The sequence below is a fragment of the Pseudidiomarina aestuarii genome (genome assembly GCF_003987355.1).
GTDB classification, from domain to species: Bacteria; Pseudomonadota; Gammaproteobacteria; order Enterobacterales; family Alteromonadaceae; genus Pseudidiomarina; species Pseudidiomarina aestuarii.
In genome coordinates this window covers 1,070,451-1,096,464 of record NZ_PIPR01000001.1, presented here as the reverse complement: position 1 = coordinate 1,096,464, position 26,014 = coordinate 1,070,451, and the positions used below count along the sequence as shown (strand labels likewise).

Sequence of the window (26,014 nt, the reverse complement as noted above, 5' to 3'; positions counted from 1 at the left end):
GTGACCTTGATGACCGCAGCAATCACCTTGATGGTATTGCAAAATCCAGCCAAAGCAGCGCTCGAGATCGTGATCACTGAGGGCATCGATAGCGCGCGTCCGATCGCGGTGGTGCCGTTTCGTTGGAAGGGCACTGGACCCGCACCGGAGGGGCTGACCGATGTCGTCGCTGCAGATTTAATGCGCAGCGGTAAATTCAATCCGATACCGGTGAATGCGATGCCGCAGCGACCATCGACGGCGAGCGAAATTGATTATTCACGTTGGGCAAGCTTGGGTGTGGAAGCCATTTTGATTGGTACCATTGAACCTTACGCCGTAGATCGTTACACCGTTTCTTTTGAAATTGTCGATATTCTGCGTGGACAAATTACTAGTGGCACCCAGGTGCTACGTAACGGTCAGTTGGTCACCGCCGAAGACCATATTCTAGACGCGCGCAGTAGCGTCATTAGTGGCAATCAATTTCGTCAGTATTCCCATCGAATCTCGGATGTATTTTATGAGACCTTGACCGGACAACGCGGTGCGTTTATGACGCGCATTGCTTATGTCACGGTGAATTACAACCAAGACAAGCCCTATGAATTAGTGGTTGCCGATTACGACGGTTACAACGAAAAAGTACTACTGCGCAGCCCTGAGCCCTTGATGTCACCCGCTTGGTCGCCAGATGGCAACAAATTGGCTTATGTCAGTTTCGAAAGCGGTAAGCCGCAAATTTTTGTCCAGGATATTTACACGACACGCCGTGAAGCGATGACCGATTTCCCGGGTATAAATAGCAGTCCAGTGTGGTCACCAGACGGACGCTCATTAGGTATGGTGTTGTCGAAAGACGGCAATCCTGAAATCTACACCATGAATGTGGCGACCAAAGCGCTCAAGCGAATCACGAATCACTACAGTATTGATACCGAACCCAGTTGGTCACCCGACGGTAAAGCGCTGATTTTTACGTCAGAAAGGGGTGGCAGACCGCAACTATATAGCGTAAATTTAGAGTCAGGACAGGTTCGTCGTCTTACGTTTGAAGGCGAACAGAATTTGGGTGGCGTATTTACACCAGATGGAAAACAGTTCGTCATGGTGAATCGTACCCAAGGCAATTATCATATTGCGAAACAAGATTACCCGAGTGGTGCTTTGCAAGTATTGACGCAAACCGCATTGGATGAGTCTCCGAGCTTGGCACCAAACGGCAGCATGGTGATTTACAGCACCACGCACAACAACCAGCAAGTATTAGCTCTGGTTTCGGTGGATGGACGGTTTAAGGCACGTTTACCAGCTCGCGAGGGTGAAGTGAAGTCGCCGAGTTGGTCACCGTATTTACGCTAGTAACTGAATGTTATAAAAAACACAGAATACCCAGACATTTCTAGAAAATTAAGGACCGCGGACATGAACGCAAACAAACTGTTAAAAACGCTTTTGATCGCATTCCCAATGCTGACTTTGGCGGCTTGTAGCTCAAATCAAGGTGCCGATGAAGCGGCGAATCAGCAAACCAACCAACAATCGCAACAGCAAAGCGGTTCTGGTGTTGAAGTGAATGCTGCTCAGCGTCAAAAGACGCCTGAAGAAATCCGTGAAGAGCGGATGGCTGAATTGCGCATGGAGAATATGGTCTTCTTCGAATTTGATGATTCACGCATCACTTCTCAGTACGCTGAATTGCTACAAGCCCATGCCGATTACTTGGTGAATAACCCAGCTGTTAGCGTGACTATCGAAGGGCATTGCGACGAGCGTGGAACACCTGAGTACAACATTGCGTTGGGCGAACGTCGTGCTAAGGCGGTAGCTCAGTACTTGCAAAACTTGGGTGTGAGCTCAAATCAGATCAGCACAGTATCGTTTGGCGAAGAAAAGCCAATGATTCGTGCGTCTAATCCAGACGCTTACGCGAAGAACCGTCGCGGCGTTTTGGTTTATTAATAGGACTTGGTAGAGCCAATGCAAAAGACTCTCATCGCACTGGCACTTCTGGCATCCGGCGCTGCGTTCGCGCAAGCGCCGGTTCAGAAGCTAGGCAGTGGCTCAATTGAGGAACGTTTAGCGCAGCTGGAACGCGTCATGGACGCACGAAATAAGGCGCAAATGGCCTTACTCGACCAGATGTCAACGTTACAAAATGAAGTCGCTGAATTGCGCGGTAGAACTGAAGAACACGCGTATCAACTGGAACAAGTTTTGCAGCGTCAGCGTGAAATTTATCAGGAGATTGACCGTCGTTTAGCGGCTCCTGCTCCGGCTACGAGTACCTCCGTCACTACTTTAGATCCGATGGCTGGTGACTCGGCGGTATCGAATTACTCTGCCGATTTGAGTGAAAACGATGCCTACGACCAGGCCATTCGATTAGTGCTTGAGGACAAACGTTACGATGCAGCCATTCCGGCATTTCGTAGCTTCCTGCAGCGTTTCCCGAGTTCGACCTACGCGGCCAACGCGCATTATTGGCTGGGCCAACTTTTATTTGCTGATGGTAAATATGATGAGGCGAAGAAAGAGTTTGCGACTGTGGTGGAGTCATTTCCCGATAGTAACAAACGTGGCGATTGCGTCTTGAAGCTGGGCATTATTGCTCAAGAGCAAGGACAAAATCAGTCAGCTCGCAATTATTACCAGCAAGTCATCAATGAATATGCGAACAGCACCGAAGCAGGATTGGCACGCAAGCGCCTAGCTGAGTTGTAAACATCCTGTGTTATTTTCGGGCGAACGTTCGTAAATTGAGCAAACAGACCCGATTTAGGTAATTTGCAGTTGCAACGAGCAGCATTTTCAGTAAACTATGCCGCCGTTGCAATGCAACCTTGTTCATGCCAAACGGTATGAAATCAAAGCAAGGTAGCGGTACAGGTTGGGTCGTTAGCTCAGTTGGTAGAGCAGTTGACTTTTAATCAATTGGTCGCAGGTTCGAATCCTGCACGACCCACCAATCAAACACTGTTAATAGTAAACAGTTAATAGTGAAAAGCGACTAGTGAATAGTGAAATGACAGAGCAATGTTTGTCATGACCATTCGCCCCAATCAAAAAGTTTTATCCCAGTGGGTCGTTAGCTCAGTTGGTAGAGCAGTTGACTTTTAATCAATTGGTCGCAGGTTCGAATCCTGCACGACCCACCACTCTCCTTTTAAAAACGTTAGTAGCTACTTGTTATTGGTTACTAGAAAAACCAAACTCATCATTGCCAGTAGCCAGTAGCCAGTAGCCAGTAGCCAGTAGCCAGTAGCCAGTAGCCAGTAGCCAGTAGCCAGTAGCTAATAGCTAATAGCTCATAGCGCAGCGTTCGGGCCTTTGGTATACTACCCAGACGTGAACCAGACCGTAGTATCGCCATGACCAGTACCGCTGAAATCCACGCCCGTGTGATTGATTCTCTTGATTATGCTTTTCCGCCAAAGCCTAAGCCATTGACTGCTGAGCAAAAGGAAGAGTACAAGGCTAGAATCCGTGATTTGCTGAAAGCCAAGAACGCCGTTCTGGTGGCGCATTACTATACTGATCCAGAAATCCAAGCACTGGCCGAAGAGACCGGTGGTTGCGTGGCTGACTCCCTCGAAATGGCTCGCTTTGGCGCTAATCATGAAGCGGAAACGCTGATTGTCGCTGGGGTGAAGTTTATGGGAGAGACCGCGAAGATATTGACGCCAAACAAACGCGTGTTGATGCCAACGTTGGAAGCGACTTGTTCGCTTGATTTAGGCTGTCCGATTGATGAGTTTTCAGCGTTTTGCGATCAGCATCCTGACCGCACCGTGGTGGTGTATGCCAATACCTCTGCTGCGGTAAAAGCTCGAGCGGATTGGGTGGTGACGTCCTCGATTGCGCTCGACTTAGTCGATCATCTAGATGCGCAGGGCGAGAAGATTTTGTGGGGCCCGGATAAACATTTGGGCAACTACATAGCGAAACAAACGGGCGCCGACATGATTATGTGGCAGGGTGCTTGTATTGTTCATGATGAGTTCAAAACCAAAGCGCTCGAAGATTTAAAGCGTGTTTATCCAGAAGCTGCCGTTTTGGTGCATCCGGAATCACCCGCCGCTATTGTTGATTTGGCCGATGCAGTTGGTTCAACCTCACAGTTGTTAAAAGCCAGTCAAACCCTACCCAATTCGACGTTTATTGTGGCTACGGACCGCGGCATTTTCTATAAGATGCAGCAACTGTCACCGAACAAGCACTTTATTGAGGCACCTACCGCTGGTAACGGTGCGACTTGTAGAAGTTGTGCACATTGTCCATGGATGGCAATGAACGGTCTTGTAGCTATTGCGGAGGCATTAGAAAGTGGTGGCGCTGCGCATGAGATTCATGTGGATCCAACGATGGGCGAACGCGCCCGACTCCCCCTCGATCGAATGCTGGCCTTTGGTAAATAGTGAACTGTAAACCGTGAACAAAAGAGATTAAAAAGAGCGCATCGTTTTCGCTTTGCTGTTCACCGTCCACCATTCACTGTTCACATTCACTGTCAGTATTTTGGTTATATTTGCATCCCTCGTGTGCCTTATCTAAGGTGAAGAGTCCGACGTTTTTCGAGTACGTTGTTCAAAGGATTCGCGCATGAGTTTGTACCACCATGCTGATGTTCGTGATAATTGCGGATTCGGCCTCATTACTCAAATTCAGGGTCATGCTAGTCATGATTTGATTCAGCGAGCTATAACTGGGCTTGCGAATATGCAACATCGTGGCGGTATCAACGCCGATGGCAAAACCGGCGACGGCTGTGGGTTATTGTTGAAGCTGCCTGAATCCTTTTTCCGAAGCTACGCAGAAAAACAGCAGTGGCATCTCAGTAAGAAGTTCGCGGTAGGCATGATGTTCCTCAGTATCGATGAGGACAAGGCCAAGCGTGAACGTGCCGTCATCGAAGCCGAACTCGCCCGAGAAACGCTCAGTATTGAAGGTTGGCGCGTCGTGCCAACGGTCCCCGAGGTGCTTGGGCCACTTGCACTATCAACCTGTCCGCGCATTGAGCAAGTGATTGTCAGTGCGCCACCGGGTTGGCGTAAAAAAGATTTGGAGCGACGACTCTATATGGCTCGTCGTCGAGCTGAGGAGACACTAAGTTCTCACCAAGACTTCTATGTGTGCTCATTGAGTTGCTTAGTTATTGTCTACAAAGGCTTGATGCTGGCTGTCGATCTAGCGAACTTCTTTCTTGATTTGGCCAATTCTGAGCTGACAACATCGATTTGCGTTTTTCACCAAAGATTTTCCACCAATACTCAGCCCCGGTGGCCGCTCGCGCAGCCATTTCGTTTTCTTGCGCATAATGGCGAAATCAACGCCATTCGCGGGAATCGCCAATGGGCACACGCCCGACAGTATAAGTTTCACTCGCCGTTACTTCCTGATTTACAACAGGCAGCGCCTTTCATCAATGATTCAGGCTCTGATTCCTCTGCACTCGATAATATGTTGGAGCTCATGCTCGCTGGTGGCATGGATTTGTTCCGTGCCTTGCGATTACTGATTCCACCTGCATGGCAGGGCGATCCAACGATGGATGATGCTCTGCGTGCATTTTATGAGTTTAACTCGATGCATATGGAACCCTGGGATGGCCCTGCTGGAATTGTGATGAGCAATGGCCGCCATGTGGCCTGTAGTTTGGATAGAAATGGTTTGCGACCGGCGCGCTATATTCGAACTCAGGACGATATTCTGACGGTAGCGTCCGAGGTTGGTATTTGGGATTACGCTGAAGCAGATGTCATCGAGAAGGGGCGCCTTGGACCGGGCCAGATGTTGGCTGTGGATACTTACACTGGCAGAGTCTGGCGCAGTGAAGAAATTGACCAAGAATTACAAAGCCGCCATCCCTATCGGGACTGGCTCAACAAACATGTTCGCAAATTAACGCCGTTCGCCGAGTTAAATGGTGAAAAAATTGGCCAGCGTCTGTTTGATGACGAGCAGATGACGATATTCCACAAACTCTTCCTGTACTCCCATGAAGAATTGCAACAGGTGCTGGGTGTCTTGGCCAATGATGGTCATGAGGCGACCGGTTCCATGGGGGATGACACGCCGATTGCCGTGTTGAGCCGCCAACCACGGCAGCTTTACGACTATTTCCGTCAACAGTTTGCACAAGTGACCAATCCCCCCATCGATCCCATTCGTGAGCGCCATGTAATGTCATTGGCCACATGTATTGGGCGTGAGCAAAATGTATTCAATGAAACCTCGGGGTACGCTGAACGTGTGGTCATCGAATCACCGGTATTGATGTATACCGACCTGCTGCAACTGCGGGAGTTGCCAGAGGAGCATTACAAACCAGTCAAATTGTCCCTGTGTTTTGCGCCTGAGCAGGATAATCTCGAGCAAGCCCTTATTCGTCTGTGCCAAGCTGCGGTTACTACCGTGCGTGACGAAAATGCAGTCGTTGTTATTCTGTCGGATCGTGATATCGCCAAAGGCCACTTGGTCATTCCAGCGCCGTTGGCTGTTGGTGCAGTGCAACAAGCGTTAGTCCGAGCGCAGTTGCGCTGTGACTCCAATTTGATCGTCGAAACCGCATCGGTACGCGACTCTCACCAAATGGCTGTATTAATTGGGCTAGGGGCAACCGCGGTATATCCCTTCTTAGCGTATGAGTCGATTGAGCAATTGGTCGAACGTGGTGATGTGGAAGGGCCGGCACGCGAGGCGTTAGTGCGCTACCGAGCGGGTATTAACAAAGGTTTGCTGAAAATCATGTCGAAGATGGGCATTGCAACCGTCGCGAGTTACCGTGGGGCATGCTTATTCGAGGTGGTAGGGTTAGCGCCTGAAGTCCGCGATCGTTGTTTCAGCCATGCACCTGCTCGAGTCGATGGTGCAGGTTTTCTGGATATTCAGCAGCAACTGCAGCGGTTAGCACGAGATGCCTGGCTGCAACGCAAAATCCTGAGCCAAGGCGGTCATCTGAAGTATGTGCATGGCGGCGAGTATCATGCGTATAACCCCGATGTCGTGACGACATTGCAAAAAGCGGTGATCACGAATGACCCACAAGCCTATCAACTTTTTGCTAAACAGGTGAACGAACGGCCCATTGCGTTTCTCCGCGATCTTGTGAGGCCAATAGCAAGCGCGAATGCCATCGATATCGAGGCTGTTGAGCCCGCTACCGAACTTTATCGACGCTTTGATACCGCAGCCATGTCCATCGGTGCGTTGAGCCCTGAGGCGCACGAGGCACTTGCAGAAGCAATGAATCATATCGGTGGCCATTCCAATTCGGGTGAGGGGGGCGAAGATCCAAGACGATTTGGAACCACAAAAAATTCTCGCATTAAGCAAATCGCTTCAGGCCGGTTCGGCGTGACGCCGCATTACCTGGTGAATGCAGATGTGTTGCAAATCAAAGTGGCGCAGGGAGCCAAGCCGGGTGAGGGTGGTCAACTACCCGGCGAGAAGGTGACTGCGGAAATTGCGCGCCTGCGTTATTCGGTGGCGGGTACAACTTTGATCTCACCACCGCCACATCATGATATTTATTCGATTGAAGACCTCGCTCAGTTGATCTTTGACTTAAAGCAAGTGAATCCGAACGCGTTGGTATCGGTGAAATTGGTTTCGTCGCCAGGTATAGGAACTATCGCGACGGGTGTCGCCAAAGCTTATGCCGACCTGATCACGGTGGCGGGTTACGACGGTGGCACCGGTGCGAGTCCTCTCACCTCAGTAAAGCATGCGGGTAGCCCATGGGAGCTGGGGTTGGCCGAAGTACACGAAGCACTCGTCAGTAATGGCTTGCGCCACAAAGTCCGGTTGCAAGTGGATGGTGGACTGAAGACTGGTTTGGATGTCATCAAAGGCGCAATCTTAGGCGCGGAAAGCTTCGGATTTGGCACCGCGCCAATGATTGCTTTGGGCTGTAAATACTTACGCATTTGTCATCTAAACAACTGTGCAACGGGAGTAGCAACGCAAGATGAGACCCTACGGCGCGAACATTTTACGGGTTTACCGGAACGTGTCGAAAACTACTTCCGTTTTGTTGCTGAAGAAGTGAGAGCATGGCTCGCTAAGCTGGGCGTCAGCCAGTTAACCGACTTGATTGGTCGTGTCGATTTGCTCGAGCGAGTTGTTGGAGCAACCCAGCAACAGCAGCAGGTCGATCTCACTCGCATGTTGAACGCTGCGGGTTGTGAGAGCACTGACCCGAAATATTGCACTGAGAGGAACCCACCTCATGATCAAGGTCAGCTGAATCAGCAATTATTGATAGCGACGGACGAGGCTATTCGCACACGCAGCGGAGGCCATTGGCAATTCGCGATTCGCAATTTTGATCGAAGCGTCGGTGCGGCTGTGAGTGGTGTTATTGCGCAACAGCATGGCAACCAAGGCATGGCTGGTGCGCCTATTACTCTGGAGTTCACCGGTACTGCAGGGCAAAGCCTAGGGGCGTGGAATGCAGGTGGCTTGCGAATCAAGGTGATTGGCGATGCCAATGATTATGTGGGCAAAGGCATGGCGGGCGGCCGGATCACGCTCATTCCACCTTCCGAACGTCGTTATAACGCTTCCGCAGCGGTCATTATGGGAAATACCTGTTTGTATGGTGCCACTGGCGGTAAGTTATTCGCCGCAGGACGCGCGGGTGAGCGCTTTGCCGTGCGTAATTCTGGCGCGACAGCGGTGGTGGAAGGTATTGGCGATCATGGTTGCGAGTATATGACGGGGGGAATTGTCGTGGTGCTGGGTCCCACTGGGATCAATTTCGGTGCAGGCATGACGGGTGGTTTTGCTTATGTGCTGGATACCGATGGCAAATTTCGTGAGCGCCTCAATCCCGAACTCGTTGAAGCTCGCGCCGTAGATACGCCAATTCTGCAGGAGCATTTACGCGGTGTTTTGCATGAACATGTTGAGGCGACTGGCAGCGAACATGGTCACGCGTTATTAAAGAATTTTACTCAGTCAGCGCAACAGTTTTGGATGGTAAAACCTAAACAAACCGATGTAGCGGAATTGTTAGGGCATCGTGCGCGGTCAACGGCCGAATTGCGCGTGGAGGTGATGTAATGAACAAAAACATTTATCAATTCCTCGATGTGCAGCGTATTGATCCGCCGAAGAAGCAATTGCGAGAGCGGCAAATTGAATTTGTCGAAATCTACGAACCTATGGCAGAGCATCAGGCTGCTGGGCAAGCCGATCGCTGTTTAGATTGCGGTAATCCTTATTGTGAATGGAAATGTCCGGTCCATAACTACATTCCACAATGGCTCGAGTTAGCCCAGCAAGGACGGATTTTTGAAGCGGCCGAGTTAAGTCACAAAACCAATAGTTTGCCGGAGGTGTGCGGCCGTGTGTGTCCGCAGGACCGACTGTGTGAGGGCGCGTGTACACTGAACGATGAGTTTGGCGCTGTCACTATTGGCAGTATTGAAAAATATATCAATGATACAGCCTTCGCGCAGGGCTGGCGCCCCGATATGTCGGGTGTTGTTGCGACCGGTAAACGGGTTGCCGTGGTAGGCGCTGGTCCCGCAGGTTTGGCGTGTGCCGATGTGCTGGTTCGAAATGGTGTTACACCGGTCGTGTTTGATCGCTACCCGGAAATTGGTGGTCTGCTGACCTTCGGTATTCCGCCATTCAAATTAGATAAATCGGTGATGACACTGCGGCGTGAGATTTTCACCGACATGGGTATTGAGTTTCAATTGGGTGTTGAGGTGGGAACCGACGTCGACATGAAGCAACTGCTGAGTGAATATGATGCGGTTTTTCTGGCCCTCGGGACCTATAAAGCGCTCGATGGGAAATTGGCTGGCCTGCAACTCGATGGTGTCCATCATGCACTGCCTTATTTGATTGGGAACACGCAGCGTCTGCTCGATTGTGATGTGCCGGATTATCCGTTGATTGATCTGCGGCAGCAGCAAGTGGTGGTGCTCGGTGGTGGTGACACTGCGATGGATTGTGTGCGGACCGCCATTCGACAGCAAGCCACTGCAGTGACTTGTGCGTATCGGCGCGATGAGCACAATATGCCCGGCTCTCGTCGTGAGGTTCAGAATGCACGCGAGGAAGGCGTGAAGTTTGAATTTAATGTGCAACCACTGGCTATTGAGAGTGATGAGCAAGGCAGAGTCAGTGGTGTGCGTATGATCCGCACAGAATTAGGTCCAGCGGATGAGCATGGGCGCCGTCGTCCAGAGCCAGTTGCAGGGTCTGAGTTTGTGTTACCGGCCGATGCTGTAGTGATTGCCTTTGGTTATCAACCCAATCCACCGAGCTGGCTCTCGGAGCACGATGTGAAGCTGAGCGATTGGGGCACGGTTATTGCCACCGGTGATACGGACTATGCGATGCAAACCTCGAACCCGAAAATCTTTGCTGGGGGAGATATGGTCCGCGGTGCGGACTTAGTGGTTACGGCAATCGCCGAAGGTCGGGCCGCCGCCAACGGAATCCTAGACTACTTGGAAGACTAGTGAATAGTGAATGGTGAATGGTGAACAGGAAAACCTAAACCGCGCTCTTCTATTCACTATTCCCTATTCACCGTTCACCAGTGTGTTCGGGTGTCGCAGTGCGTAGCCGGTGCTGCGCATTAGGGCATTGTTGATCCGTTTGTTTCCACGCGGCCCCACGGTATTGCTCCGTTTGAGTTTACTCCCGTCGACGCCGAGCTGATCGGCGTACCACAAATACAACGTTTCTTGCCACACAGGCTCGTCATCACTGACCAGATATACCGGTTCCTGATGTTCAGGGTGCAGTAATAGATAGTGTATAAATCCGGCTACATCATCCGCATGGATCCGGTTGTTATAAACGGGATTAATCACCGCCTCACCTGAGGCGATTTGGCGCTGCAGATAAATCCGACCAGGACCGTAGATACCTGAACAACGCAGGATGCTTACGCTAGCTGCCGCACTTTGAATCACTTGCTCTGCCTGTAATAACATCTCACCACTATCGGTGTCTGGAACGGTCGGCGTTTCTTCAGTAATCCATTCGCCATTGCGCTCGGCGTAGACGCCAGTGCTGGAGATATAGAGAATGCGCGGCGGTCCCGATTCCTGCTGTGGTTCGCTCGCTAAAATCATTTGAATGTGCCGGCAGGGGATGACGTAGCCGTGATGGTAGCCTTCGCGGTCATATCCCGATGGTGTCAATGTAATGACAATCGCGTTGAACTGAGCGAGTCCAAGCCGCCGTAAATCGGCCTCATTGCCAGCGTCGGCTGCAATCAATTGTATGCCCGGCATCGTCGGCTTTTGGTCCGGATGTCGGCAAATACCCGTGACCTGCCAGCCTGATTCTATGAGCAAGCGTGCTGTCCGCTGCGCGATATCGCCGTAACCAATGAGTAATGCGCGCTTCATACGGCAAGCCAAACGTCGAGGAACAACATCACTACCAGACCGACCATTAAACCTGCTGTAGCGCGTCTGTGATGACCACGGCGATGGGTTTCCGGGATAATTTCATGACTGATGACGAACAACATCGCGCCGGCGGCAAAGACCAGTCCCCATGGGAGCAATACTTGCGAAATATTGACGAAAAAGCCGCCAAAGACACCACCAATAGGCTCAATTAGTCCAGTTAACGCGGCAACTAGGAATGCTTCCACGCGGTCGTAGCCAACACTCATTAAGCCCACTGCTACAGCAAGTCCCTCCGGTAAGTTTTGTAAGCCGATCCCTACTGCCAATGCATAGGCGGTGTCTTCTTGACCGCTGCCATAGGCGACCCCGACGGCTAAACCCTCAGGGAAGTTGTGGATAGCAATGGCCAGCACAAATAACCAAACACCAGCAACTTTTTGCGGGTCGGGACCTTCCTGACCGGTAACAAAATGTTGATGTGGAATCAAACGGTCAGCGAGAGCAATAGCTAATGCACCGAGTAAAATACCTACAACAGCAATGGTGGCTGGAAGGGGGCCGGGACCGTACATTTCGGTAGCAACATCAAGCGACGGAATAATTAAAGAAAAGAATGACGCAGCAAGCATGACGCCAGCGGCAAAGCCGAGCAGAGTATCGTTAAAGGTCTCAGAGGGCTTTCGACCAAACAGAACCGGTAATGCACCGACAGCTGTACAGCCACCGGTTATAGCACTTGCGATAAATGCGGTGAGAACGAGCTCCATGAAGACCTCAATAGCAGCAATTGAACATGTGATCAGCTTACCTTAGCTGACGTGAAATTGGCATCGTGAATTCGCCAATCATTTGCGCATCATTCTAAGGTCTGACTGTGACCGTTTCACCAATGGCCAGTAACCGCAGCGTGTCTTCGTTCGCTTGATAGTGCCGGCGTGCATCGGCTAAGTCTTGCTTGGTTTGCGCCAGGCTTTCAGCAGCAAGCTGGTAGGTGCCCCAATGCATCGCATAGGAGCGCTTCGCAGCGATATCATTGTGCATCAGCACCGCTTCCGCAGGATTGATATGTTGAGGCTGCATAAACCAGCGTGGCAAATAGGCACCTATGGGTACCAGCGCATCATCAATATCGGGAAATTGAGTACCGATCTCTTTGAACTGGACTTCGTTATACCCGGTGTCACCGGCAAACCATACTTGCCAGTCGCCAATGGCAAGATGCCAACTGACCCAGAGGCTATCATTTTTATCCCATAGGCTCCGTGCGGACCAATGCTGACTCGGCGTGGCAGTGGCTGATACCGCACCGAATTGCTGCGCTTGCCACCAATCAAACGTATGAACGTTTGCAGCCGGGATGCCAAGATCAGTGAACCACTCGGTTAATCCTAATGGAACTAAATAAGTGACGTCTGGACCGAGTGCAGTGATGGTCTCTGTATCAAGATGGTCGTAATGATTATGGCTGATAATCACCATCTCGATGGGCGGTAGCTCTGCGACTTTGGCAGGAGCTGGTTGTAAGCGCTCGGGTCCAGCAAAACTAAATGGCGAGGCACGGTCGGTCAAAATAGGGTCGGTGAGCACATTGACGCCTTTGTATTGCAACAAAAACGTGGCATGCCCAAGCCAGGTAATCTGTGGAGCAGTGGCAGGCGATCGCAGTAGGGCAAGTGCTATCGGTTGTTGGGGCACCAAATCAGGCTGCGCGGCTAGCTCGCTTTGCTGATCCGCCCAGACTTCATCGCCAAACCAGCGCATCTGAAAAAAATCGATGGCGTTGGTGTCTTTCGGTTCCAGATACGGATTGCGGTCGGCAAAACGGCCTGGGTTATTCATAGCGCTGCATGCTGTAACCAGCACAGCAATAGCTATCACGATAATAATCCACCAACGCACGCATTACCTCCGTCTTAAAATCCTGCCGCGTGACCATCCTTGCGGCTTTCCGAAGCGCCGTAATAGACCGCTTCTTCATGATTACGCCAAATGGCTTGATAACCACCATAAGGGCCCACAGCTTCTTGCAAAGTGTGCCCCATTTTTATCAGTTCACGCCGCGTTGCCGCTGAAAAACCATTCTCAAGACTCAGCACACCACCATCGGTCATGATCTCGCCGGTGGGTTGACTGGAACCCGTGTGCAGAATGCGAGGCGCATCGCCGGCTTCCTGCAAATTCATCCCAAAATCAATCATGTTAATGAGTATCTGCGCATGCATTTGTGGCTGCGTCGCGCCTCCCATTACTCCGTAACTCATCAGCGGTTTGCCGTCTTTCGTCACAAACGCGGGGATAATCGTGTGAAACGGACGTTTACCGGGTGCATAGACATTGGCATGTCCTTCCTCTAGGGCAAACAACTCCCCACGATTTTGAATGACAAACCCCAGTCCTGTCGGCGTGATACCCGAACCCATGCCACGATAATTACTCTGAATCAACGACACCATATTGCCTTGTTGATCCGCGGTGGTGAGATAAATGGTATCGCCCTCAGTGGGCGGGTTACCAGGTTCATACGCGCGCCCAGCTCGATTTGGATCGATTAATTTTGCCCGTTCTTTGGCATAGCCCTTGTCGAGGAGCCCGGTAACTGGAGCCGCACTGAACTCAGGATCCGCGTAGTACTTGGCACGGTCTTCAAAAGCTAGCTTCTTGGCTTCAACAAAATGGTGGATATAGGTCGCACTATCGAACCCCATGGCCGTAAGGTCATAGTTCTCAAGGATATTGAGGATCTGTTGTGCGGCAATGCCTTGAGTATTCGGGGGGAGCTCCCACAAATCGTAACCGCGATAATTCGTCGATACGGGATCGACCCAAGTCGATGTGTGTTCAGCGAGGTCGTCGTAACTCAGAAAGCCACCGTGAGTTTTCACAAACGCATCAATTGTTTTTGCAATTTCACCTTTATAGAAGACATCGCGCCCTTGCTTGGCGATAAGTTCGTAGGTGTTGGCAAGATCGGGATTGCGGAAGCGCTCTCCCTTTTGCGGCGGCTCACCGTCTTTTAGAAAGACTTCGGCGAATCCGGGTTGATCGCCAATCACATCGGCATTGCGCGCAAAGTAGTATGCAATGACCTCAGTAACGGGGAAGCCTTGTCGAGCATACTCAATAGCAGGAGCTAACACCTGTTCCATAGGCAGTGCGCCAAATTTGTCATGCAATTCAAACCAGCCATCAACGGCACCCGGCACGGATAGAGGCAGAACACCACGCGGAGGAATTTTGCTGAGACCTTGCTGTTGAAAATAATCGAGTGTGAGGCTCTTGGGCGAACGTCCTGACGCATTCAGACCATAGAGCTGTTCGGTTTCTGCATCCCAAACAATAGCGAACAAATCACCGCCAATACCATTTCCAGTGGGCTCAACCAACCCAAGCACTGCATTCGCTGCAATGGCAGCATCAATGGCATTGCCACCTTGCTGCATAATATCTAAGGCAACCTGAGTGGCAAGCGGCTGGCTGGTCGCTGCCATTGCATTGGGAGCCATGGCTTCGGAGCGCGTGGCAAAGTGGTGACCCGTAATACGATCAGCAGCACTGACCACAGTGCTGATACCCGCCAGTGCGGTAACTGTTAACGCAACAATGAAAGGTTTCATAGCATGTCCTCGTTAGAATTTTTCTTACTATAACGAGGTCAGTACGCGCTGAATAGCATTCGCGTTCAATGTGGGGTGTGGGGCGATGGGTGGTGGTAATACTAAAAAACCGCCACTAGGGCGGTCCTTTCGTATTTGGCGGAGAGAGAGGGATTCGAACCCTCGATACGCTATTAACGTATACACACTTTCCAGGCGTGCTCCTTCAGCCACTCGGACACCTCTCCAATGCGGGCGCAATGTTAGGTAATTCAGTTGCACAAGTCAATCATGAAGTGTGATGAATGGCAGTGAAAAGTTGTGGGGTTTCGACCTAAGTCGAATGGGAAATGTAGTGATTCGGGTTACTCTTAGAACAGAGCATTCATGGACAGTTGGGGTAGGCATGAGTTATCCGCGGGAGTACGAATCGTCATTGCAGAAGGCTGCTGCGTTTTGGTTAAAGCAGGCGCGCGATTTGCATTGGTTTCGTGAGCCGCAAGTGGGTTATGAATTAAAGACAAATGGCACCGCTGCATGGTATCCCGATGGACAACTCAACTTAGCCTTTATGGCCCTTGATTATCATGTTGATAATGGTCGTGGAGAGCAGGCTGCTTTAATTTATGACTCACCGGTGACGCAATCGAAGCAAGTGTTTACCTACCGTGAACTGCGGGATCAGGTTGCGCAGTTTGCGGGACTCCTGAAAAAGCAGCATGTGAAGAAGGGGGATCGTGTCGTCATCTACATGCCGATGATACCGCAGGCAGCTATCGCGATGCTGGCATGTGCGCGTTTAGGTGCTGTCCATTCCGTGGTTTTTGGGGGCTTTGCCCCGCATGAACTGGCGGTGCGAATTGATGATGCGCAGCCCAAGTTACTGATCACGGCGAGCTGCGGTATTGAGGTCGACAAGGTATTGCCATACAAGCCCCTTGTGGATGCAGCGATTGATAAAGCGACGCACCAGCCACAACAGGTGATTGTATGGCAGCGTGAGCAATGCAGCGCAACACTCCAACAGCCGCGTGATATCGATTGGGCTGAGGCGGTGCGTGCTGTGACGCCAGCTGAATGCACCGTCGTGCAAGCGACAGATCCACTATATATATTGTACACCTCGGGGACCACTGGCAAACCGAAGGGCGTTGTGCGTGATACGGGCGGCTATGCCGTTGCACTCAACTATTCCATGAATTTGGTTTATGGCGTGCAACCCAGCGACGTTCTCTTTACTGCATCTGATGTTGGCTGGGTAGTGGGGCATTCTTATATTGTTTATGGGCCATTGTTGAGCGGTGCCACGTCGGTATTGTATGAAGGAAAGCCAGTCAGAACTCCTGATGCTGGCGCATTCTGGCGCGTGTGTGCGGATTATCAAGTCAATGTGTTGTTCTCTGCTCCCACCGCGTTTCGTGCGATTAAAAAAGAAGACCCACAAGGTCACAAGCTAGCTCAGTACGATTTAAGTAGCTTGAAGCGGATCTACATGGCGGGCGAACGTCTCGACCCGCCAACATTGGAGTGGACTCAAGCAATTACCGGTAAGCCTGTTTATGATCACTGGTGGCAAACGGAGAGTGGTTGGCCCATTTGTGCAAATCCAGTTGGTGTCGCCACTTACCCCATCAAGCCGGGCTCTGCAACCCTACCTGTGCCCGGTTATGACATCCGCATTCTAGCGCCAGATGGTTCTGAAGTGGCTGATAACGAACAAGGTGCTGTGGCGATTAAACTGCCGTTACCGCCGGGGTGTCTCACGACCATTTGGGGTAATGAAGAACGCTTTGTTGCGGGATATTTGACTGAATTTCCAGGCTACTACAGCACGGGCGATGGCGGCTATAAAGATGATGATGGTTACGTTTTTATCATGGGGCGTACAGATGATGTGATCAATGTTGCTGGTCATCGGCTGTCTACCGGTGAAATGGAGGCGGTATTAGCCATGGATTCGGCGGTTGCTGAGTGTGCTGTGATTGGCATTCAGGATGAACTGAAAGGGCAAGTGCCGTTGGGTCTGGTGATCGTCAAAGATGGTGAGCAGGTATCTGCCCAAGCGTTACAAGAACGCTTGGTGCAACTGGTGCGCTCCGAAATAGGAGCTGTGGCTTGTTTAAAGCAGGTATTGATGGTGCCGCGGTTACCGAAAACGCGCTCAGGTAAAATTTTGCGCCGAGTGTTGCGGCAACTCGCCGATGGCACCGAGGTGGTAGTGCCATCGACTATTGATGATCCGAGTTGTATTGACGAATTACGTGAACGTTTGAGCCACCTCGTTGGTCACTAAACTAGGTAGTCGGGGCTTATAGCTCATCGGCGGCATCGTTGTCTGGACGTTTGTTCGGCTTCGACTTGGTGTCGCCTTTTTTCTTATTCTCGGTTGTTTTTACCGCGAATTGACTCGGCATTTCTGCGGTCCACGACTTCACGTGCAGGTCGCGCTGTGGGAATGGAATTTCAATGTCATACTCTGCCAATGAAGTATGAATTTCCCATAGAAATGCAGCTTTGACGGCGCCGGGACGTTTCACTGCCTCGGGTTTTAACCAGACCACAAGCTCGAAATTCAGTGCACTGTCACCGAATTCGGATAGCCAAACTTGTGGGCCATAGCTTTCATTCCCAGATAACGTGTGTGGCACGCGGTCTGCAGCCTCAAGCACAGCTTTGCGAACTAACTCTTTATCGGAGCCATAGGCAACACCGAAGTCAATTTTGATTCGACGAAGCGTGTCACGCATGGTCCAGTTGGTCACGCGGCCGGCAACAAACTCAGAGTTTGGAACAATGATATCGATATTGTCGTTGGTGGTGATCACCGTGCTACGAATATTAATTTCGCGGACCTCCCCCGTCACACCGGACTCGAGTTCGACGAAGTCACCAACCTTCAAGGTCTTATCAAAGAGTAAAATAAGACCGGAACTGAAGTTACTCACTAACGTTTGTAAGCCAAAACCAATACCGACACCGAGTGCACTGGCGAAAATGGCAAACTTGGTTAAATCAATACCAACGGATGCCACCGCGAACAAAAAACCAATCAGCATAATCACATAATGGGTAATGCGATTAAGCGCATACAGCGACGATTCGGATACAGAATTACGGAAATGACCGATGCGGCTCAATGCTTTCTGGACTAGGCGAGAAACCACATAAGCCACAATAATAATGAGAACAAAGGTCAGGACTGACGAGTACGTAACTGCCGTTTCGCCGACTGTAAATAGCTCGGTATCGAGCCATGAAAAAGCTGCGCTTACACTCTGTAGAAATGTATCCATGTGCTGTTAACCCATTTGCGCTTGTAGATACAGCTCCAGACCTAAGCGGTCAATCAATTCAAGTTGCTGACGCAACCAGTAGGCATGGTCTTCTTCGGTATCTCTTAAAATACCGATGAGCATATCGCGAGTGACGTAATCACCGGTCTTTTCGCAAAAGCCAATGACTTCACGGAGGGTACGCGCATTACCATATTCGAGTTCGAGATCATTCTTTAACATTTCAGGTACCTGATGCCCAATTTTGTGTGGCTCACGACCATCCATGTTTGGCTTACCACCTAAAAACAGCATCCGCCGAATCAGCAGATCGGCGTGACCGCGCTCGTCATCGACTTCGTGATTGATGCGCTCATAGAGCTTGTTTAACCCCATGTCCTCATATTGACGCGAGTGCGAAGTGTATTGGTCAATAGAGGTAAGCTCGAAAGCAAGCAGGCGATTGAGTTGTTCGACAATGGCTGATTTATCTAAATTCATTCGTCTACTCCGAATCTAATTTGGTTTGCAGGTAGGTGGCAACGCCCAGGTTTTCTATCAGGCCGAGTTGCGTGTCTAGCCAGTCGTAATATTCTTCTTGCTGCTCAAGAATTTCATTCAACATATCTCGACTCACGTAGTCTTGTGCTTCTTCACACTGCGCCATCACACTTCGGATGACCTGAATATCAGCAAGCTGGACTTTGCAGTCGAGTTGCAGCATCTCCTGTGGATCCTCACCGATATAAAGCTTGCCTAAGTCTTGTAGGTTGGGCAGACCACCTAAAAACAACAACCGCTCGATAATATCATCGGCATGTTTCATTTCTTCGATAGATGCTTTGTAGGCAGCTTTATTCAGTGCAGCAAAGCCCCAGTTTTTATACATACGGGCATGCAGAAAATATTGATTAATTGCGGTGAGTTTATGAGTAAGGACTTTATTCAGCCCTTGCAGGACGCGTGGTTCGCCTTTCATCGGGGTACTACTCCTGTCACTAGATATTGATCTAGCTTAAGTGTAGCACACCGTCATTGGCAAGAGGGGTTGTTGCTTGAAGCGTGCATTGCGTTCGCTGACAGCTTCTTTAAGAACGTCTTTGGCACAGCTAGTACAGCATCCACATTGGGTTGCTACGCCATACTGCTGGCGCAATTCACGCATAGAGCTCACGCCATCTGCGACTGCCGCGCGAATGGTTTTATCTGTGACGCCTTTGCATAAACATACGTACATGGGATGCTCCAATGAAATCTGGAGTAAATGATAACGCAAACAGGAATGATTCGCAATAACAAAAGCAAAAAGCGTTACTGGCTATTGGTTACTAGTTACTCTACGGCGACGATCGTTGTTTTCTAGTAGCCAGTAGCCAATAGCCAGTAGCTATATTAGAGGGAGATGATCAGCAGGATGATGTGTAGTGCTACTACTGTGAAGGTTAACTGTCCGCGCATCGCTAGGTACCACTCGTGTTCGGCGAGGTGGCGACGTTCGTAGTTGAGCCAGAATAAATGTAATACCGCAAGCCAAGCGAGTATGGCGAGCGAGGACAACCAAACGGATGCTGCTAACGCCGCGAAGGCTAGTACTGGTGGCACCATGCACCAACCTAATCGCCGGTTTGTCGCCGCACTGGGTTGGACCATTTGCAGGCCCCAGTGGACGCCGGCGAGGAAGCTAATAATGGCGACACTGTAATAAATGAACCATTGAATGGCCGTGGCGCCATAAACATCGAGCAGACCGGCGAGTGCCAGCAGCAAAAATGGGACGAGGCCTGCGAAGCCTAACCGTTGGGCAAATTGCTGCTGTTGTTCGTTCATACGGCAAATCCTGTTTTCAGTAGGTAAATGGTATAACTGACATAACACAGAATAAAGATCACACCATGCACGCGGTTGAGACGGTTAGGACGACCCACGCGGAAGGCGAATACAGCCAGTAGGAAGGTCAGGATGAACATGGCGACCCAGTCACGACTGACAACGAGAGGTTCCAGACTAATGGGGTGAATGACACCAGCCAAACCGACAACCGCGAGCGTGTTAAATAAGTTCGAGCCAATGACGTTGCCAATGGCAAGGTCATGTTCATTCTTGCGCACGGCAGCTATAGCTGACGCCAGTTCTGGTAATGAGGTACCGATAGCAACGACGGTTAAACCGATGACGAGGTCACTAACACCCAGCGCGGTGGCGATGTCGACTGCGCCCCAAACTAACATGCGCGAGCTGATGATAAGCAGCACCAAACCTAACACCAGCCAAAAAATCGCTTTATTCAGTGGTAACGCATGTTCTTTAAGTTCGGCTTCGAATTCACCGCTTAGGGTATCGTCCTTGCCACGCATGCCCTGATAGATGCTCCAGCCTAAATAACTCGCGAAGAAAGCGAGCATCATCCAACTTTCAGCCGAAGTAATATTGCCATCCCAAATAGGAATCAAAACGCCCAGCGTAAAAAGTAACAAAATCGGCATTTCACGCTTGAGGACTTGGCTACTGACTGCGATGGGTGCGAGCACTGCGGTAATACCTAAAATGAGCGCGATGTTCGTGATGTTGGAGCCAAAGGCGTTACCCAGTGCAAGACCTGGATTTCCCTGTGATGATGCTAAGGCAGAAACCACGAGTTCAGGTGCAGAGGTACCAAACCCAATAATAACCATGCCAATCAGTAAGGGGGGCATGCCCAAGTGGCCAGCGGTTGCGGCTGCACCATCGACAAATTTATCTGCACTCCAGACTAAAATAATCAAACCAACAACGACGGCGCCAATAGCTAACAACATAAAATAATCCGTGAATTAAAAACTGAGCCCTATTGTACGGTGACTGTTCGCGCTTGTGAAATGAGATTGAATACGACTACACTGAATTTATCGAAAAAACGTTTAGGTTTAGAGTGATATGACAACAATTTCAGAGCAAAACCCCAGTCAACGTCCGAGTTTTATGATTGATGCGTGGGACTTTTCCCAGCACCCAGCCGAACCAATCCATCAAGATTTTCATGGTCGGCAAAATAGTTGGTTCCACTTTCAACGAGATATTGCCGACTTAGAGCAATGGTTGATTGCATCTGGCATACCTGAGCCATTAATCGACGCGGTGATAGCGGAAGATACGCGGCCGCGCTACGAGCGAGTGGGGGAGGGCTATTTGCTGATTTTACGGACTGTTAACTTAGCCGAAGGTGCGGAACCTGAGGATATGCTAAGTTTGCGCGTGTTGTTTTATGGCGGCAACATTTTTAGTTTTCGTAAACGCCCGATTAAGTCGGTTGGAATTGTTCAAAAGCGTTTGGAAGAACAGCAAGGCCCAGAATCACTCCATGATTTTCTAGTAATGTTGATAGAGGAAATGAACAATCGAATCGAAGAGTTCATCGATGTGATTGAAGAAGAAATGGAGGCACTCGAAGATGACGATGAAGGAACGACTTCCAGTCGCCAGGCACAGCTGACCAAACTGCATCGGCGCATGCTGCGGCTGACGCGCTTTCTCCGGCCACAATTAACAGCGCTGGAGCGCATGGCCGCCGACGGTTCGAAATGGTTTGATGCAGAGCTGATTCAGTGGTTGCAAAATGAGCGCGATTCGACGCATCGGATACTGGAATCGCTCGACATGTTATTGGAACAAGTGTGGATGTTACGAGAGCATTTACAGCAACAAGTCGCTGAAAAAATGAATAGAAATACCTATTGGCTCTCCATGATTGCAGGTATTTTTCTACCGATCAGTTTTTTAACCGGCTTGTTTGGGATCAATATTGGCGGCATGCCCGGAGTGGAAGACGGAAATGCTTTCTGGATTTTTGTCTACGTTCTGCTCGGGATCGGTATTATCGAATTTCTACTACTACGCCGATTGCGCTTCTGGTAAGGGGCTTACAACTGGGGGCTCGGTTTCAAAGCCGGGCAACTCACAATGGTCAGCTGCAAACACAACGAGGTGATCAAATTCGGGTCGTAAACCAATTTCCATACCGACCTGCAATTGTTCATGGGATGGACTTAGGGTGAGGATTTCGATACCTGGACTCAGCTCAACGCTGTAGAGGTTGTGCGCACCACGGAACCCCCTCGCTTTGATGATACCGCGTAAACGGCTACTGTCATCAGGAACGATATCATCTGGGCGCACTAAAAAGCTGACCGGAGTACCCCCGACAATGTCACGCAATGCCGAATGCTCGAGCATCCCCAGTGGCGATGCGAGAGAACCACTGGTATTCACGACACCTTGCAATAACACCCCATGCCCAATGAAGTCAGCGACCAACTGATGGCGCGGTTGGTGATAGAGTTGGTAAGGCGTTTCCCACTGCAACAGCTCGCCTTGATACATGACACCCGCTTTGTCAGCCATCGCAAAAGCTTCTTGCTGATCATGCGTGACGAGTAACGCTGTAATACCCTCTTGTTTGAGGAGTTGGCGTACTTCAACAGCGAGCTTTTCGCGGAGCTCGGCATCAAGACTCGAAAAAGGTTCATCCAGCAATAGTAGGCTCGGGCGCGGTGCTAATGCACGTGCCAGAGCGATACGCTGTTGTTGGCCACCGGATAATTCGTGTGGGTAGCGCGCTTGATAACCCGGCAGTCCAATACGGACGAGAAGTTCATCGACGCGCTGATTTTTTTCGGCGGTGGTCGCTTTGCGCATTCCGAACGCGATATTTTCAGCGACGGTGAGGTGAGGGAACAATGCGACATCTTGAAACACCATGCCAATACCGCGTGATTCCGGAGCAACAAGTGTTTGTGCAGCGGACATCACCTTGCCCGCGATGGTAATCGTGCCTTGGCGCAGCGGTTGAAAGCCAGCAATGCTACGCAGCAATGTTGTTTTGCCGCAACCACTGGGGCCCAATAAGCAGCCAATTTCGCCGGCTTCCAGCAACAACGATACCGACCGAACAATCGCAGTCTCACCAATATTCACGGTAATGTTATTAAGCTGTAGTTGGGACAAACTCAGGCTCCTTGAGTGCAGGTCGCTGTGATTTTAACATGGCACGCGACAACAGGATAACGGGTATCAGCCCGACTGCAACCATCATCAATGCAGGCGGTCCCGCATCGGCGAGGCGTTCATCACCGGCCATTTCATAGGCCCGTACCGCAAGCGTATTAAAATCAAACGGGCGCAGAACCAGCGTCGCCGGTAACTCTTTGAGAACATCGACACCCACTAGAATCGTAGCCGTGAGCACGCTGGGGCGCAGTAACGGAAGGTGAATACGCCGCAGTACCTGCCAACCACTATAGCCTTGAATACGTGCTGCCTCATCCATGCTCGGGCGAATTTCCGTTAGCCCGGCTTGGATAGTTTGCAGAGATACACTCAGGAAGCGCACGGTGTAAGCAAATAATAGGGCAAATAGCGTGCCACTGAGCAATAATCCTGGATTGTAATTAAACCAGGCTTGGCTGAGCCCGATAACCCAACGATCCACCACAATGAGTGGCACCATCAAACCTACGGCAATCACGAGGCCCGGGATGGCGTACCCCAAGCCAGCAAACTGCACGCTGAAGCGGACCATCGGGGTAGGCAGCTGACGGCGGCCGTAAGCCAACCATAAGGCCAGCAATACCACGATAACTGCCGCAACCACGGCGAGCATGAAGCTATTCAATGCCAGTTGCCAAAATTCGGGTTGCAACCATACCTCCGCGCGCTCGATCGACCAGCCTATAAGCTGCAGAGCCGGTAGAGCAAAGCCCAACAATAGTGGGAGCCAGCAGGCTGCCGCTGCTGCGAAGGCACGCCAACCGCGTAACTGAAAAGGCAGCGCTTTGCGATGATGTTTCTGGTCATAGCGAGCCTGTTTGCGTGACCAACGTTCAAGGAACATCAACACCACCACTGCCAACAACAGCAAACCCGCCAATTGAATGGCGCCAGGCAGGTCACCGAGCCCATACCAAGTCCGGAAAATACCCGTGGTAAAGGTGGTAACGCCAAAATATTGCACCGTACCGTAGTCGGCGAGCGTTTCCATTAAGGCGAGGGTGGTGCCGGTCACAATGGCTGGACGCGCTAGGGGTAGTGCGAGACGACGAAAGCATTGCCATGGCGTGAGGCCGAGACTACGGCCGGCTTCGATGGTCGTTGCAGATTGTTGTAAGAAAGTCGCGCGGGTGATCAGATAAACGTAGGGAAACAGTACCAGCGACAAGACGGTGATCGCGCCGCCGAGACTGCGCACTTGCGGAAACCAATAGTCGCCATAACCCCAGCCGGTTAGGTCACGCAAGGTAGTTTGCACCGGACCGGCAAAATCAAATAAGCCGGTGTAGGTATAGGCGGTGATATAGGCGGGCATCGCCAGCGGCAATAAGAGTGCCCACGTCAGTATAGAGCGGCCCGGGAAGTCACAGCAGGTTGTTAGCCACGCAGTCGTCACGCCTATCGACATGACGCCAATGGCCACACCGATTAACAGCCAAACTGAGTGATTGATATATTCGGGAATTACGGTTTGCCAGAGGTGACTGAGCGTGGACCAGTCGCCACTCCACGGCAAGCTAAGCGTGTTGAACGCAATAACGAATAACGGCAGTCCAATCAGGACTGCCGTGATAAATAGGCTGAGTTGTCTGAACCGCGAGTGTCCAGCCGAACTCATCTGCATGTTATCTCCAGCCTGCGCGGTTCATTAGACGCACCGCTGCGGCATTATTTTTACCGAGATATTCCATGGAGATATCATCCATTTTGAAGGTTCCCCACGACTGCAGTCGTTCACTCCACTCAACACCTTCGACAGCTGGATATTCGTTATTGGTCGCTGCGTACCACTCCTGCGCTGCTGGTGAGAGCAAGAAAGCGATAAGTTGCTGCGCGGCCTCACGATTCTTGGCGTGCTTGGTAATACCGATGCCGCTGACATTGACATGGGTACCGTTACCCCCTTGATCGGGCCAAAATATTTTTACTTTTTCAGCGGCTTCACGCTGCGCATCATCATCCGATGTTTGCATGAGGCCAAAATAATAGGTATTCGCAACAGCTAAGTCACAGACGCCTGCTGCAACCGCTGCGATTTGATCACGGTCACCACCAACAGGCGGTTTCGCAAAATTAGCTACGAGACCAGTCGCCCATTTCTCTGTTTGTTCTTCACCCCAGTGTTTAATCAACGCTGCAGTGAGAGATTGATTGTAAATATTATCTGACGAGCGGATACAGATTTTATTGTCCCACTTCGGATCAGCGAGGTCAGCGTAGCCAGACAGTTCACTTGGATCAACGCGGTCAATCGCATAGTAAATTGGGCGTGCACGCAAGCTTAAACCGATCCAACTGGCGTCGGCACCGTGCAAATAATCGGGTACTTGGTTCAATAATTCTGTTGACGTAATGGGTTGGAATACACCGGCTTCAGCGGCACGATGCAAGTTACCTGCGTCCACGGTCAGAAATAGATCGGCAGGGGTGTTCTCACCTTCATTCTGCAGGCGCGCTAACAGTGCGTCACCACCGCCGGTCAATAGGCGCACCTCAATACCCGTTTCGGCACTGAACTGATCTAACAGAGGTTTGATGAGCGCTTCTTTGCGCGCTGAATAGACATTTACTTCCGCAGCACTGGCTGCTGCGCTTGCAAAAGTTGCTGCGCCGACGAAGGCGACAATGGCTTGGGTAAGTACAGAAAAACGCATTCTCGATACCTCATTGAGCTTGATAATGAAAATTATAACGAAGATTAAAACCAAATGATATTGATTCGCATTCGATCATGAGTATACTATGCCGTAAATGCGAATCA

General features: G+C 50.7%; 21 protein-coding genes and 3 tRNA genes. 10 read left to right on the top strand and 14 right to left on the bottom strand.

Annotated features, from left to right (window positions below; all coding sequences use genetic code 11):
- The first annotated feature begins 9 nt into the window (after positions 1-9).
- The 8 genes from tolB to CWE22_RS05030 all read left to right on the top strand — a co-directional run bounded on the left by tolB (position 10) and on the right by CWE22_RS05030 (position 10,460).
- Positions 10-1,341, top strand: a complete 1,332-nt coding sequence (tolB, locus tag CWE22_RS05065) for a Tol-Pal system beta propeller repeat protein TolB (RefSeq protein ID WP_420821044.1) — start codon at positions 10-12, stop codon at positions 1,339-1,341.
- 63 nt (positions 1,342-1,404) lie between these two features.
- The gene (gene pal, locus CWE22_RS05060) at positions 1,405-1,941 is read left to right on the top strand and encodes a peptidoglycan-associated lipoprotein Pal (protein WP_169930266.1); all 537 of its coding nucleotides are present in this window, start codon (positions 1,405-1,407) and stop codon (positions 1,939-1,941) included.
- A gap of 18 nt (positions 1,942-1,959) precedes the next feature.
- Positions 1,960-2,703 (top strand): tol-pal system protein YbgF, encoded by a 744-nt coding sequence (gene ybgF / locus CWE22_RS05055; RefSeq protein WP_169930265.1) that lies wholly within the window; start codon positions 1,960-1,962, stop codon positions 2,701-2,703.
- A 168-nt stretch (positions 2,704-2,871) separates the two neighbouring features.
- Positions 2,872-2,947: transfer RNA gene (locus CWE22_RS05050), tRNA-Lys, on the top strand.
- A gap of 114 nt (positions 2,948-3,061) precedes the next feature.
- Positions 3,062-3,137 (top strand) — tRNA-Lys (locus CWE22_RS05045).
- Between the two features lie 213 nt (positions 3,138-3,350).
- Positions 3,351-4,397, top strand: coding sequence for a quinolinate synthase NadA (gene nadA / locus CWE22_RS05040; protein ID WP_169930264.1), 1,047 nt, complete (start codon positions 3,351-3,353; stop codon positions 4,395-4,397).
- Positions 4,398-4,581: 184 nt separating this feature from the next.
- The gene (gene gltB / locus CWE22_RS05035; protein ID WP_169930263.1) at positions 4,582-9,045 is read left to right on the top strand and encodes a glutamate synthase large subunit; all 4,464 of its coding nucleotides are present in this window, start codon (positions 4,582-4,584) and stop codon (positions 9,043-9,045) included.
- Entirely contained in the window at positions 9,045-10,460 is a 1,416-nt protein-coding gene (locus CWE22_RS05030; protein WP_169930262.1) for an FAD-dependent oxidoreductase, read from the top strand. Before gltB ends, CWE22_RS05030 begins: the two co-directional genes overlap by 1 nt.
- Before the next feature lie 63 nt (positions 10,461-10,523).
- Here the strand turns inward: CWE22_RS05030 and CWE22_RS05025 are convergent, their stop codons facing one another.
- The 5 genes from CWE22_RS05025 to CWE22_RS05005 form a co-directional block, all read right to left on the bottom strand.
- Positions 10,524-11,360: an NAD(P)H-binding protein gene (locus CWE22_RS05025; RefSeq protein WP_169930261.1), complete on the bottom strand. Its 837-nt coding sequence runs from the start codon at positions 11,358-11,360 to the stop codon at positions 10,524-10,526.
- Positions 11,357-12,133 carry a ZIP family metal transporter gene (locus CWE22_RS05020; RefSeq protein WP_169930260.1) on the bottom strand — a complete coding sequence of 259 codons (777 nt, stop codon included), beginning with the start codon at positions 12,131-12,133 and terminating at the stop codon, positions 11,357-11,359. Before CWE22_RS05020 ends, CWE22_RS05025 begins: the two co-directional genes overlap by 4 nt.
- A gap of 94 nt (positions 12,134-12,227) precedes the next feature.
- Positions 12,228-13,265 (bottom strand): MBL fold metallo-hydrolase, encoded by a 1,038-nt coding sequence (locus CWE22_RS05015; protein WP_169930259.1) that lies wholly within the window; start codon positions 13,263-13,265, stop codon positions 12,228-12,230.
- 14 nt (positions 13,266-13,279) lie between these two features.
- Positions 13,280-14,980: a gamma-glutamyltransferase gene (gene ggt, locus CWE22_RS05010; protein ID WP_169930258.1), complete on the bottom strand. Its 1,701-nt coding sequence runs from the start codon at positions 14,978-14,980 to the stop codon at positions 13,280-13,282.
- A 136-nt stretch (positions 14,981-15,116) separates the two neighbouring features.
- Positions 15,117-15,207 (bottom strand) — tRNA-Ser (locus tag CWE22_RS05005).
- A 158-nt stretch (positions 15,208-15,365) separates the two neighbouring features.
- Between CWE22_RS05005 and CWE22_RS05000 the strand changes: the two genes are divergently transcribed.
- Positions 15,366-17,252, top strand: coding sequence for an acetate--CoA ligase (locus CWE22_RS05000; RefSeq protein ID WP_169930257.1), 1,887 nt, complete (start codon positions 15,366-15,368; stop codon positions 17,250-17,252).
- A gap of 16 nt (positions 17,253-17,268) precedes the next feature.
- Here CWE22_RS05000 and CWE22_RS04995 read toward each other — a convergent pair whose 3' ends face one another.
- The 6 genes from CWE22_RS04995 to CWE22_RS04970 all read right to left on the bottom strand — a co-directional run bounded on the left by CWE22_RS04995 (position 17,269) and on the right by CWE22_RS04970 (position 21,026).
- Positions 17,269-18,252, bottom strand: a complete 984-nt coding sequence (locus CWE22_RS04995) for a mechanosensitive ion channel family protein (RefSeq protein ID WP_169930256.1) — start codon at positions 18,250-18,252, stop codon at positions 17,269-17,271.
- A gap of 6 nt (positions 18,253-18,258) precedes the next feature.
- A complete protein-coding gene (bfr, locus tag CWE22_RS04990; protein WP_169930255.1) occupies positions 18,259-18,732 on the bottom strand; it encodes a bacterioferritin in 474 nt (157 codons plus the stop codon).
- 4 nt (positions 18,733-18,736) lie between these two features.
- Complete coding sequence (bfr, locus tag CWE22_RS04985) at positions 18,737-19,210, bottom strand: bacterioferritin (RefSeq protein ID WP_169930254.1); 474 nt, start codon at positions 19,208-19,210, stop codon at positions 18,737-18,739.
- A 36-nt stretch (positions 19,211-19,246) separates the two neighbouring features.
- Positions 19,247-19,468 (bottom strand): bacterioferritin-associated ferredoxin, encoded by a 222-nt coding sequence (locus tag CWE22_RS04980; RefSeq protein ID WP_169930253.1) that lies wholly within the window; start codon positions 19,466-19,468, stop codon positions 19,247-19,249.
- Positions 19,469-19,623: 155 nt separating this feature from the next.
- Positions 19,624-20,058, bottom strand: coding sequence for a DUF3429 domain-containing protein (locus CWE22_RS04975; protein WP_169930252.1), 435 nt, complete (start codon positions 20,056-20,058; stop codon positions 19,624-19,626).
- The gene (locus CWE22_RS04970) at positions 20,055-21,026 is read right to left on the bottom strand and encodes a calcium/sodium antiporter (protein WP_169930251.1); all 972 of its coding nucleotides are present in this window, start codon (positions 21,024-21,026) and stop codon (positions 20,055-20,057) included. The genes CWE22_RS04975 and CWE22_RS04970 overlap by 4 nt, the downstream gene beginning before the upstream one ends.
- A 118-nt stretch (positions 21,027-21,144) precedes the next feature.
- Between CWE22_RS04970 and CWE22_RS04965 the strand changes: the two genes are divergently transcribed.
- Positions 21,145-22,122, top strand: a complete 978-nt coding sequence (locus tag CWE22_RS04965) for a zinc transporter ZntB (RefSeq protein WP_169930250.1) — start codon at positions 21,145-21,147, stop codon at positions 22,120-22,122.
- Here the strand turns inward: CWE22_RS04965 and CWE22_RS04960 are convergent.
- Genes CWE22_RS04960 through CWE22_RS04950 form a run of 3 tightly spaced genes read right to left on the bottom strand, consistent with a single transcriptional unit; the run spans position 22,099 to position 25,907 of the window.
- Entirely contained in the window at positions 22,099-23,211 is a 1,113-nt protein-coding gene (locus CWE22_RS04960; RefSeq protein WP_211618611.1) for an ABC transporter ATP-binding protein, read from the bottom strand. The genes CWE22_RS04965 and CWE22_RS04960 overlap by 24 nt on opposite strands.
- Positions 23,192-24,877 (bottom strand): ABC transporter permease, encoded by a 1,686-nt coding sequence (locus CWE22_RS04955; RefSeq protein ID WP_244595950.1) that lies wholly within the window; start codon positions 24,875-24,877, stop codon positions 23,192-23,194. Before CWE22_RS04955 ends, CWE22_RS04960 begins: the two co-directional genes overlap by 20 nt.
- A 1-nt stretch (position 24,878) precedes the next feature.
- On the bottom strand, positions 24,879-25,907 hold the full coding sequence (locus tag CWE22_RS04950) for a Fe(3+) ABC transporter substrate-binding protein (RefSeq protein WP_169930249.1): 1,029 nt from the start codon (positions 25,905-25,907) through the stop codon (positions 24,879-24,881).
- Between the last annotated feature and the right edge of the window lie 107 nt (positions 25,908-26,014).

Excerpts from the sequence above, each read along its gene's own strand:
- tolB (WP_420821044.1), top strand. The coding sequence starts at position 10 with ATGACCGCAGCAATCACCTTGATGGTATTGCAAAATCCAGCCAAAGCA.
- pal (WP_169930266.1), top strand. The coding sequence starts at position 1,405 with ATGAACGCAAACAAACTGTTAAAAACGCTTTTGATCGCATTCCCAATG.
- ybgF (WP_169930265.1), top strand. The coding sequence starts at position 1,960 with ATGCAAAAGACTCTCATCGCACTGGCACTTCTGGCATCCGGCGCTGCG.
- nadA (WP_169930264.1), top strand. The coding sequence starts at position 3,351 with ATGACCAGTACCGCTGAAATCCACGCCCGTGTGATTGATTCTCTTGAT.
- gltB (WP_169930263.1), top strand. The coding sequence starts at position 4,582 with ATGAGTTTGTACCACCATGCTGATGTTCGTGATAATTGCGGATTCGGC.
- CWE22_RS05030 (WP_169930262.1), top strand. The coding sequence starts at position 9,045 with ATGAACAAAAACATTTATCAATTCCTCGATGTGCAGCGTATTGATCCG.
- CWE22_RS05025 (WP_169930261.1), bottom strand. The coding sequence starts at position 11,360 with ATGAAGCGCGCATTACTCATTGGTTACGGCGATATCGCGCAGCGGACA.
- CWE22_RS05020 (WP_169930260.1), bottom strand. The coding sequence starts at position 12,133 with ATGGAGCTCGTTCTCACCGCATTTATCGCAAGTGCTATAACCGGTGGC.
- ggt (WP_169930258.1), bottom strand. The coding sequence starts at position 14,980 with ATGAAACCTTTCATTGTTGCGTTAACAGTTACCGCACTGGCGGGTATC.
- CWE22_RS05000 (WP_169930257.1), top strand. The coding sequence starts at position 15,366 with ATGAGTTATCCGCGGGAGTACGAATCGTCATTGCAGAAGGCTGCTGCG.
- CWE22_RS04995 (WP_169930256.1), bottom strand. The coding sequence starts at position 18,252 with ATGGATACATTTCTACAGAGTGTAAGCGCAGCTTTTTCATGGCTCGAT.
- bfr (WP_169930255.1), bottom strand. The coding sequence starts at position 18,732 with ATGAATTTAGATAAATCAGCCATTGTCGAACAACTCAATCGCCTGCTT.
- bfr (WP_169930254.1), bottom strand. The coding sequence starts at position 19,210 with ATGAAAGGCGAACCACGCGTCCTGCAAGGGCTGAATAAAGTCCTTACT.
- CWE22_RS04980 (WP_169930253.1), bottom strand. The coding sequence starts at position 19,468 with ATGTACGTATGTTTATGCAAAGGCGTCACAGATAAAACCATTCGCGCG.
- CWE22_RS04975 (WP_169930252.1), bottom strand. The coding sequence starts at position 20,058 with ATGAACGAACAACAGCAGCAATTTGCCCAACGGTTAGGCTTCGCAGGC.
- CWE22_RS04970 (WP_169930251.1), bottom strand. The coding sequence starts at position 21,026 with ATGTTGTTAGCTATTGGCGCCGTCGTTGTTGGTTTGATTATTTTAGTC.
- CWE22_RS04965 (WP_169930250.1), top strand. The coding sequence starts at position 21,145 with ATGACAACAATTTCAGAGCAAAACCCCAGTCAACGTCCGAGTTTTATG.
- CWE22_RS04955 (WP_244595950.1), bottom strand. The coding sequence starts at position 24,877 with ATGCAGATGAGTTCGGCTGGACACTCGCGGTTCAGACAACTCAGCCTA.
- CWE22_RS04950 (WP_169930249.1), bottom strand. The coding sequence starts at position 25,907 with ATGCGTTTTTCTGTACTTACCCAAGCCATTGTCGCCTTCGTCGGCGCA.